General features: G+C 40.7%; 8 protein-coding genes and 3 pseudogenes. 8 read left to right on the top strand and 3 right to left on the bottom strand.

From position 1 onward, the window contains the following. Positions 1-181 (top strand): annotated as a pseudogene (locus tag EWH91_RS14605) (IS1634 family transposase); the annotation flags it as partial. A 587-nt stretch (positions 182-768) separates the two neighbouring features. On the opposite strand, the gene istB reads toward EWH91_RS14605, so the two are convergent. Together istB and istA are read right to left on the bottom strand one after the other, a co-directional pair. Beyond that, positions 769-1536, bottom strand: a complete 768-nt coding sequence (gene istB / locus EWH91_RS13560) for an IS21-like element helper ATPase IstB (protein ID WP_129930700.1) — start codon at positions 1534-1536, stop codon at positions 769-771. Beyond that, positions 1533-3092, bottom strand: a complete 1560-nt coding sequence (gene istA, locus EWH91_RS13555) for an IS21 family transposase (RefSeq protein ID WP_129930698.1) — start codon at positions 3090-3092, stop codon at positions 1533-1535. The genes istB and istA overlap by 4 nt, the downstream gene beginning before the upstream one ends. A gap of 132 nt (positions 3093-3224) precedes the next feature. Between istA and EWH91_RS14895 the strand changes: the two are divergent. From EWH91_RS14895 to EWH91_RS13530, 6 genes and pseudogenes are all read left to right on the top strand, one after another. Further along, a pseudogene (locus tag EWH91_RS14895) lies at positions 3225-3509 on the top strand (hypothetical protein); the annotation flags it as partial. An 18-nt stretch (positions 3510-3527) separates the two neighbouring features. Further along, the gene (locus EWH91_RS13550) at positions 3528-4262 is read left to right on the top strand and encodes an LPXTG cell wall anchor domain-containing protein (protein ID WP_256359846.1); all 735 of its coding nucleotides are present in this window, start codon (positions 3528-3530) and stop codon (positions 4260-4262) included. 367 nt (positions 4263-4629) lie between these two features. Further along, positions 4630-5361 (top strand): ATP-binding cassette domain-containing protein, encoded by a 732-nt coding sequence (locus EWH91_RS13545; protein ID WP_129930694.1) that lies wholly within the window; start codon positions 4630-4632, stop codon positions 5359-5361. A gap of 24 nt (positions 5362-5385) precedes the next feature. Then, positions 5386-6585, top strand: coding sequence for a M24 family metallopeptidase (locus EWH91_RS13540; protein WP_129930692.1), 1200 nt, complete (start codon positions 5386-5388; stop codon positions 6583-6585). Positions 6586-6605: 20 nt separating this feature from the next. Continuing rightward, a complete protein-coding gene (locus EWH91_RS13535) occupies positions 6606-7625 on the top strand; it encodes an aliphatic sulfonate ABC transporter substrate-binding protein (RefSeq protein WP_129930690.1) in 1020 nt (339 codons plus the stop codon). A 59-nt stretch (positions 7626-7684) separates the two neighbouring features. Further along, positions 7685-8443, top strand: a complete 759-nt coding sequence (locus EWH91_RS13530) for an ABC transporter permease subunit (protein WP_206184342.1) — start codon at positions 7685-7687, stop codon at positions 8441-8443. Positions 8444-8837: 394 nt separating this feature from the next. Here the strand turns inward: EWH91_RS13530 and EWH91_RS15070 are convergent, their stop codons facing one another. After that, positions 8838-8930, bottom strand: a complete 93-nt coding sequence (locus EWH91_RS15070; protein WP_369122701.1) for an IS3 family transposase — start codon at positions 8928-8930, stop codon at positions 8838-8840. 252 nt (positions 8931-9182) lie between these two features. Between EWH91_RS15070 and EWH91_RS13525 the strand changes: the two are divergent. Next, positions 9183-10337 (top strand): annotated as a pseudogene (locus EWH91_RS13525) (IS3 family transposase). Positions 10338-10491 lie beyond the last annotated feature (154 nt).

Genomic DNA, 10491 nt, shown 5'->3' with positions numbered 1-10491 from the left:
GACCGGTGAAACCTGGCCAAAACTGAAACATACCATGGATCAGATGGTTCTGGGCAAATTTTCTTCAAAAAAAGGAGACTTCTATCAAAGGACGGAAATCACCGCAAAACAGCATGAAATCATTAAGGCTCTTGGGATAAAGGTCCCTCGAAAGATATGTCGAATCGGCCTTAAATCCTAGATACACACATATAAAAATTAAAAGTCCGAAAACAGGCTACCTGTCGCCTGTTTTCGGACTTTTGTGTACCTAGAAACTGTCGAAGTCGAGTCAATGAATCCACAGTCAACTCTATTAATTCTTTATCATCACTCTTTAGAAATGACAATAATATTTCTAGTTGATAAGAATTGTTCCCATCATCCAAACAATATGCTAACTTCTGTTTCCACTTAGTATTTCTATTTGGAAGAATTTCTATTAAATGCTTCCAGTCTGTAACTTCAAATTCGTCAAGAATATCTTGTGCAATTGAGAAGCCTTAATCATACCAATAATCTGTGTAATCCTCATCACCTGCAAAATCATTTAAATAATCATCTAATTTCTGAATCATTATAAAAATGATCCCCCTTTTTTGTTTTTATTACGGAGCAAGGAAATTTGGTAGTAATCCCGTATTTACTCCTCCAGTTGGGTATCCAGATGTTACATTATCCCCTATTTTTATAACTTCAGTTAATAAAATAAATAGTGAAAAGCTGCAAGAGAGCAACTACACAAGGGGCAGCTGTAACCGTCAAGTAGTTTTGAACACTTTCTGCTAATTAATTTTGAACACTTTTCTCTTTGAAAATTGTGCTTCGGTGTTTCAGTCTATAGCTGTCTTCATTTAGGTGAATAACTTCTACCCGATGGAGAATTCGGTCTAATATAGCTGTTGTTATGCCTTGATCGCCCATCAATTCACCCCATTGTTTTGGGCCCTTGTTGGATGTCAAGATGATCGAACTTCGTTCGTACAGATGGTTAATCAGGTGAAAAAATAAATTGGCTTCTCGCTGATCCATTGCCAGATACATCAGGTCATCAATGATGACAAGATCTGCTTCCCGGATTCTTTTTAGCTGGGTTTTGGATTTTGACAGGTACTCCTCTGTCTTGAGCAGTCGGACGAGTTCTCCCATGGTTAAAAAGGTCACCTTGAATCCTTTATAGATGGCCTCGAGACCGAGACCAATCGCAATATGGGTCTTTCCGACCCCGGGTGGGCCGAGCAGAATCAGATTATATTGTTGCTCGAGCCAATTCAGCTCCCTTAGCTGATTGATTTGCCGACTACTGATGGATTGTTGTTCGTCAATACGAAATTCATCCAGTGTTTTTTGATAAGGGAATTTTGCCCACTTCAGCCTCCTTTCTACATTTTTTTCTTCTCTCCGCTTTAATTCAAAAGTTAAGAGTTCCTCCAGAAATTCATGATACGTCCAAGAAGATTGTTCGGCTTTTCTCAAGAGATGAGGCAATCCATTGGCTGTCTCTGCCATCCGAAGATGGCGGAAGTGATCTTGCAGTTCATTAACTGTGCTGTTCATTGTCCAACGCCTCCAAGTATCTTGATATAATCGTCCATTTCTCTGATCGATGCAGTGGCTTGTCGTGTGGCAGGATCGTTCTGTGGTTCCTCCGTATGACGAGGTGCTTGTTGTTCCTCTGTTTCTTTTTGGTGGGCGAGATGTTGGGAAACATCTCGAAGATCATTTGCACTCCAGAGTTGGTCTTTTATACAGATACCCAGGGCTTTTTCAATTTCCTGACGGAAATGATGCAAGGTATACTGAACGATTTGAAGCTGATCTCGAACATATCTCGGATACCGGGTACTCAATTTTTGAATGAATAATGCGGCTTGTTCGCCGTCATTGAATTGACGAATAACGGTCTCCTTATAGGCTTGAATCCCTTTTGAACGATCGCGAGCATGCTGCCTGTTTTTGATGAGTTTTCCTTTCTCCATACTTAGGGTGTGCCGGGCCAGAACTTCACCCTGTGATTGTTTTTTGATGATTAATTCATTTTCTTTGGTTTCGATGAAAACTCTATTATCACCATTGCGCCGGTACGTTCCCAGGGGAACAGAGTAACGATTGGATTTATATTTGATGACATTGTCTGGACAGACGGTTCTTGTTATACTGGAACTATAATCGTTCGCAATGGCGAGCAGGGGAGAGACTGGTTTCAAGTGCTGCTTTTCGAGGGCGTGCACTTCAACGGGTCTCTTTTTTGTTGTGTTATGGACGTTATAGTTTCCAGTCCGATCTAACCAGGAGATGCACTTTTCATTCCAAGCATCGATGTTCGTAAAGTCCCTGTTCCTGGCAAAATTGTTTTTCACAAACTTTACAACGTTTTCTATTTTTCCTTTACTTTGTGGATCTGCTTTTCGACATAAATGTAAGCGGAATTTCCGTTGCTCTTTATAGACCTGAAATTCACTGGTTAGAATAATGTCACCCGCATTTTCACTGACAGTAATCAGGTGATCCTGGTCATAAACTAATTCCTCTGGCATACCACCGAAATAAGCAAATGCATTTTCATGGCAGCGAATCGTGTCTGTTGTGGTAAATGGTCTCCCTAACCATTCGACATATTTATATCGGGAATGGGAGAGAACGAATGTGATGAAGTAAAGTTTCACCTCTTTTTTATCCGTGTTTTTAAGCCTTATTTCTCCCCAGTCCACCTGAATCTGCTGGCCCATGGGCAGTTCATCAACTGCTTCATGGTCGCGCACATATACTTCTTTTGGAATGTGATAAATTTCTCTCAAATCTTTGATGAATAATCTGACTGTGCTCCCCCCAATGGTGATACCAGGATATTTTTCTTTCAGCCAATCCTCAATTTGGGCGGAAGATAGATCAGGGTGTTCTTTTAACCAACTTATAATTTGATCCCGATAGGGATCGAGTTTCTTCTTCCTTTGCCTAAGGGAATTTGCCCAATCACTTGCTTCCTCGAAGGACATAGTCAAATATTTATAGACCGTATTCCTTGAAATGCCTAATTTCCTGGCGATTTTCGCCACTTTGAATCCTTGTTCACTCAATTGATGAACCTGTAAATACAAGAGTAATTTTTCCACCTTTCAGATCCTCCAGACAAACTATGTTTAAAAGACAATCATAACTTATCTGGATTGATATTGGGTGAAAAGTGTTCATTTCTATTTAGCAGAATCTGTTGATTTTAGTTTAGCAGTTACAGCAGCTGGGAGACCTTCCAGAATGCCTTGAGTCAGGCTGAGAAAGTCATCAAAGATCCAAGGGCAACACAAGCACAGATCAATACAGCTTTGCAAAAGTTGAAAAAGACGGAAGAGGATCTCGTCAATACGTCGGCTCTGCAGTCAAAAGCAGCTGAAATTAAAAAGTTGAATGGAAGCAGCTTTACTTCCTCCAGTTGGCATGCACTGCAAAATGTGCAGGATAATGTACTTGCAGTATTGGACAATCCTGATGCCAATCAGGCTGAGATAAATGATGCTTTGCTAAAACTGACGCAGGTCAGCGAAGGGCTTGTGGATCATTCAGATCTTCAGGCAAAAGTAAGTGAAACTGAAAAATTGGATAAAAATCATTACACGGCCAAAAGTTGGGATGCGTTACAGAAAACTTTAGCTGATGTGCTGAAAATTCAAGATAGTCCAGATGCAACACAGGATGAAGTGGATGCTGCTTTGGCAAAGCTGCAGAAAGTGGCAGACGGATTAACAACCGACAAGTCCACACTTCAAACAACAGTTACTGAACTTAATCGTGAAAAGCTGCAAGAGAACAGCTACACGACGGGAAGCTGGAAAACCCTCCAGGATGCGTTGAGCCAAGCTGAGAAAGTCATTAAAGATCCAAGTGCAACGCAAGCGCAGATTGATACGGCTTTTCAGGCGCTTTCCAAGGGCAAAAAAGGTCTAGTCAAGACATCGGATCTTCAAACAAATTTGAGTGAAATTAACCGTTTAAATTTAAAACAGAATAACTATACAGAAAAAAGTTGGTTAGTATTTCAAACAGCATTGGAAGCAGCAGAAAATGTGTTGACTGATCCAAACACAACACAAAAGCAAGTCGATAAAGCACTAGAATCTCTAAAACAAGCTCAGAAGAGTCTTGTTGGTACAGATGGTGTATCATCGGGGAAGCACCTTCCAATAACAGGTGACACCAATGATATCTATACTTTGAGCACAGGAGCTATATTGCTCTTGTCAGGCGGGATCATTGCGATCTTCATAAGAAGACGGAGAGGGCATTAAAGCATATTGAACAATGAATTAAAATAAAACACCCGATTTGAACTCCCCCAGAAGTTGGATAACAAATTCTAACTTTTGGGGCTTTTTTTATGACAAAAAAGTCGATGGGTTTGATTTCTTCACAAGCTGAGCAAATGCCGGGGTATGGACGTCTCAAACATTTTGAATTGGTTAAATCACTTTGTAAATTCGAGAACCAAAGGAGTGGAGAAAATAATTTTAGGTAGAATGGATGACGTGTTTTGTACGTATCATGATAAGTTTAATTCTTTGACATAGCGAATGGCTCATTCTAAAATGAAATTACTTTTCTATTAAACCAAGTAAGCCGATTGACATTTCAGATTATTAACTGAAGGAGGACTCTATGGATCGTTCCGAAACAAAGGGTATTAAATTAAAAGTGCAACATGTAAAGAAAAAGTTCGGCCCACATGAAGTGCTAAAAAACATTGATTTAGAGATCTCTTCCGGAGAATTTGTTGCTATTGTCGGAAAGAGTGGGTGTGGGAAGAGTACTTTATTGCGTCAGATTGCAGGCTTAGATCAACCGACGGATGGTGTGATTTACTATGATCATACACCGCTCACCGGCCTGTCTCCAGATGTACGGATTATGTTTCAGGATTCGCGTTTGCTTCCTTGGAAACGTGTTTTACATAATGTAAGCATAGGCATGAAGAAGTCTGGGTTGCAGCATGCACAGACAGCATTAGAAAGCGTAGGACTACTGGATAAGGCGAATGAATGGCCGAAACTATTGTCCGGCGGTCAGCAGCAGCGCGTTGCCCTAGCACGTTCTCTTGTAAGTGATCCCCGATTACTCTTATTAGACGAACCATTGGGTGCGCTGGATGCACTGACAAGAATTGAAATGCAGCGTTTAATTGCACAAATTTGGGAAGAGAAAAAGTTTACTGCAGTGCTCGTGACCCATGATGTAGGCGAGGCGGTTTTTCTCGCGGATCGAATTGTGTTAATCGAAGATGGTGCTGTGAAGTTGGACAAGAAAGTGAATTTGCCTCGTCCAAGGATTCGGGGAAGTGCGGAATTTGCAAGAATTGAAGATGAAGTTTTAAACCAGATTCTTGAGAAGTAAGGAAAAGTTAGAAGGAGAAGAGATATGGTTTCTTTAAAAGAACGCAATCAATTAGAATTTCAGAAGAAATTGCAGGCAAGTATGCAAAAGAACAACCTTGATGCACTTCTGCTTACTAGCCAAGAAGGCATCTTCTATGCTACAGGGTATGCGAGCAAATTTCTCTCCATGATGAAACAACCGGGAGTTGCTTATGCATTGGTTCCGGCTGAAGGACATGTTAAGTTGATCATTAATAACTTTGAAAAACAAACTGCAGAGCTTCAGTGTGATGCAGAACTTATTGATATTATTCAATATGATTCATGGATTTTCATTGATGATGGGGAAGCAAAGTCTGATAAGAAAACAACGCAAATGAACTTGAATCAATCCTATGACCTTGTTAAGGAATTGATAAGTCAAATCAGTCAGTCACCAAGAATTGGTGTGGAACCGGTTGCCTTGACGTGGAAATTGACTGAGCAGCTTTATAAGGACTATGGTGCTGACCATATTATTGATTTTACTAATGGTTTATTAATGGTACGAGTCCTAAAAACAGACTGGGAGATATCAATCCTTCGTCAAGCAGCAAAATTAGCAGAAAAAGCAACGTTATTGACTGCTCAAGAACTGAAACCAGGCATGAACGAATTTGATATGAATGCAATATATAGGAAACATATTGATGCAATTGACAACCATGCCATTAATACTACACTCGTGACCTCAATTGGTCCGAATTACTCGGCCCCTTTTATTTTACGAGACTATCAGTTGAAACAAGGGGATATCGTTCGTCTCGATGGAGGAGTCAATTATTACGGCTACCAATCTGACATTGCAAGAACATTTGTTATTGGTGGAAATGCTACTCCTGAACAACAATCTAAATTTGATGCTTTATACGAAGGGTTCTCAAAAGGCATAGCATCAGTTAAACCTGGCATCCATCTCTCCGAACTCTTTGATACGGTCAATGGAACGATTCAAAAAGCAGGCATACCCAATTATTTTAGAGGCCACCAAGGTCACTCCATTGGTGTCAGTGCGTTCAGTGAGGAAGCGCCTTTCATTGCACCTAAAGAAGAACTTGTATTTCAAGAGGGAATGGTATTCTGCCTTGAAGTACCTTATTACAGTACTAAAGGTGGCTACAACATTGAGGATGAGTTTTTAATAACGAAAACAGGTATTGAACGTTTCACGAAGGCTAATGATTCATTAAATTGGCCGATATGATTGAAAAAAGGGGAAAAACAATGAGAAAAATAAGGTTCATTTCTATTATATCTATATTCATGGCGGCTATTCTTGCACTTGCTGGTTGCGGTGCACAAAATCAATCTTCTTCTACAAGTAAAAACGGTAAGCTGACGCACCTGTCTATTGGCTATCAACAAGGAATTCCGCTGTTAACGACTGTCAAACAGCAAGGAAAGCTCGATGCACGTCTCAAAAAAATGGGGATTAAGGTATCATGGCATCAGTTTAGTTCAACGTCCGACATGATGAATGCTGTCGGTGTTTCAAATGGTATTGATTTTGGTGGCGGCGGAGCGACCGCAAGTATTTTTGCGCAGGCATCAGGCAAGAAATTTGTTAAAGTTGCTGCGCAAGATTGGATTGTCCATGGTTCCGCAATTCTTGTACGTGCTGACTCGCCGATCAAGAGTGTGGCAGACCTAAAGGGGAAAACCATTGCAGTCGCCAAGGGATCTGCACAACAATATCTTCTCGTAAGTGCGCTAAAACAAGTTGGATTAAAGTATAGCGATATTAAGCCGCTTTATATTCAACCATCTGAGGCACTTGCAGCTTTTAAAAAAGGTAAGCAATTTGATGCTTGGGCAATATGGGATCCGATTACCGCACAAGCTCAGGCAAGTGTTAAGTCGCGGGTAATTGCGGACAATGGTTCAGTATTTGGGAAAGAAGCGAGTCTGCAAACGGCACCATACTATTTTTCAACACCAAGCCTTGTGAAAAGTCATCCGGAGGTCGTAAAAATAATTCTTGATGAATTAACAAAAGCCGGAGTATGGGCAAAGAAGGATCCGGAAGCATCAGCTAAGTTGCTATCTAAGGCATATAATAGCGACTATAATATAATGCTGACAGAAGAAAAACGTGCAGGCAGCAGAAAAATTGTGCCGATCACCAACCAGCTTCTTTCGATGTTCCAAACGCAAGCAGATACTTTCTATAATTTAAAAGTTGTTCCGAAAAAAATTGATGCGAAGGATAAAAATTACAATTGGAATTATAAAGCAGAAAAATAATAGAGCTAAAATTTCTTGAGTCAATCATCCTAAAATAAAAGAGAGGTATTCATTTAACGATGCAGCATCGAATGATTAACCGATTTAAAATCATTCCATGGATAATTCCCTTTCTTTTGCTCTTGTTATGGCAGTTCTTAACAGTGAGTGGCATTGTTCCGGAAAATGTATTTCCAAGACCAATGGATGTTGTTCAAGCGTTCATTGAACTGATGAAAAACGGACAACTCGAAAGCAATGTTGGTATCAGCGCAAGCAGAGCATTTGCTGGATTTCTAATTGGCGGTGGGATCGGATTTTTATTTGGGTTATTAAATGGCTTGTTTAAGGGATTTTATTGGTTGACCGATACATCAATTCAGATGATCCGTAATGTTCCGCATCTTGCAGTCCTTCCGCTCGTTATTGTGTGGTTTGGTGTGGGTGAAACGGGTAAGGTGTTCCTTGTATCTCTGGGCGTATTATTTCCAATCTACATTAACACATTACACGGCATTCGTTCAGTAGATCCGAAACTTATTGAAATGGGAAGAGTCTATGGACTTAGTAAATGGTCGTTGTTTACGCAGATTATTCTTCCTGGATCTCTTTCTTCAATATTTGTCGGTATCCGCTATGCGCTTGGTGTGATGTGGTTAACACTCATTGTTGCCGAAACAGTTGCTACCAACTCAGGCATCGGCTATATGGCAATGAATGCGCGCGATTTTATGCAGATGAACATTATTGTATTGAGCATTATCATTTATGCCCTGCTAGGAAAATTGTCTGATTTAATTGCTAAACTCTTGGAGCATCTTTTCTTAAAGTGGGAATAATTTTGTGAGGAAAAAATAAAACTGAGTCGTAAGATATCTAAAGCATCTAAGCCATTGGCATAGGTGCTTTTTTGAGGTGCGCCCGGCTTGAGCGACAGCTTTGATGGTTTTCTCAGTGTCACTAGAGGCTAAGGCGAGATAATCAAAATTCTTTTCTTTTTTTTAACAGGACTCAGGAGTGACCAATTCATCCTTAAAAATTAGAAAAAATCATTCGTTTAATGAATAAATAATGACTTATGACTTGAAATCCACAATAATAATCACTGGGAAGTTATTATTCGAGAAACACGTTACTGAGTATTATCGGTACGTTTTTTTATTCCATACTTGTAAGTTGAATAATTAAAGGAATGGCCTGATTTGATGTGAACCCTAAAAGTTGGACATAGTTTTAAGCTACTTGCTCGGTGGTTGAAATCCGATATTCAATCGGACTTTGACCGCCGAGTTTTTCTTTGATTCTAGACTCATTATAGTACTTAATCTACACACGAATGGGAGTTTCACGATCCGCAGAATGTCATTCAGAGAGTGGTTACGCCTAAATCAGTAACTACTTGTATTTGTTCCGCTCGTGTTGATCTCTCTGACGAACTAAGGTGTCCAATTTTTTAAGTACTCAATCTCAATTCGAAGTAACTCATTTTCCTTCTCAAGATCCTTAAGCCGTGATGTTAGGATAGTTTTACGGACACATTTTAGTTAAACTAAGGATTAACGAAAGGATGTGTCCCGGATGGGCAGCGGAAAAACAAGCAACAAATTCAATAAAGAATTCCGGCAAATGATCGTGGAACTCTACCAGTCAGGCACTCCGGTTAAAGATCTCAGCAGCGAATATGGCGTATCGGAAACAACGATTTATAAATGGATTAAGAGACTGAATCCAATTTCTTTAGAAGACTGGAAATCCTTTACTCCTGAGGATTACCTGAAGCTTCAGAAAGAGATGAGACGCATTCAGGAGGAAAACGAAATATAAAAAAAGCTATGGCCATATTCGCAAAAAAGTAACGTCCGCTGAGATGAGTGTGTTGATTGATCGCCTGCAAGAAAAACATCCCATAAAAACGGTATGCCAAGTGCTTGACATGCCGCGGAGTACCTATTATCAGGCCAAAAGTGCCGGTGAGTCCAGTCTGGCCCGTGAGAATCGAAAATTGATGCAACGTATTCAGACCCTTTATACAGAAAGTAAACGGCGATATGGAGCTCCTAAGATTCAGAAACGCTTGAGAAAAGAAGGCTTCAGGGTCAGCCTCAAACGTGTGCAACGGCTGATGAGACGAGCCAATCTGCGTTCCATTATTGTGAAAAAGTATCGTCCGCAATCGGGCTAGGGACCGGTCGAGAACAGAAAAAATGTACTGGCTCAGGACTTTACAGCAACAAAGATCAACCAAAAATGGGTTGCGGATATCACTTATATCCACACGATCAAAGAGGGCTGGTGCTACCTGGCCTCAGTCATGGATCTGTGTACACGAAAAATGATTGGCTATTCCTTTTCTCGAAGCATGACAACAGAGCTAGCCTTAAAGGCTTTAGATAACGCTTGCGTCAACCAAAATCCTGAACCGGGTCTGATCCTGCATACGGACCTTGGGTCCCAGTATACAAGCCATGAATTTGAAAAAGCGATTCAAGAGAAACAAATCGTCCATTCTTTCAGTAAAAAGGCTGCCCATACGATAACGCGTGCATTGAGTCCTTTCATGCAACATTGAAAAAAGAGGAAATCCATCAGACGACGTATCATGATTTCAATGAAGCAAGACGTGCCCTCTTTCAGTACATTGAAGGCTGGTACAACAGGTCCCGGATCCATAGCTGTCTCGATTACCTGACGCCTCAGGAAGCAGAAGACAAGTTTTTGAAAGTGGCCTGCTAACATGCCGCTCGAGCACCGCTTGACATGAGAGACGGGCGTTGTAGGCTATCTCGCCAGGCGAAAGAGATTTACCCTTTCGGCCCTTTCGCCAAAAAACATCGCCCGTAGAGGCTCCATGTCAAGCGATTCAGATTAAACTCAAAATGACGCAACG

Source organism: Sporolactobacillus sp. THM19-2 (genome assembly GCF_004153195.1).
Lineage (GTDB): Bacteria > Bacillota > Bacilli > Bacillales > Sporolactobacillaceae > Sporolactobacillus.
This window is presented reverse-complemented; position numbering and strand designations above follow the sequence as displayed.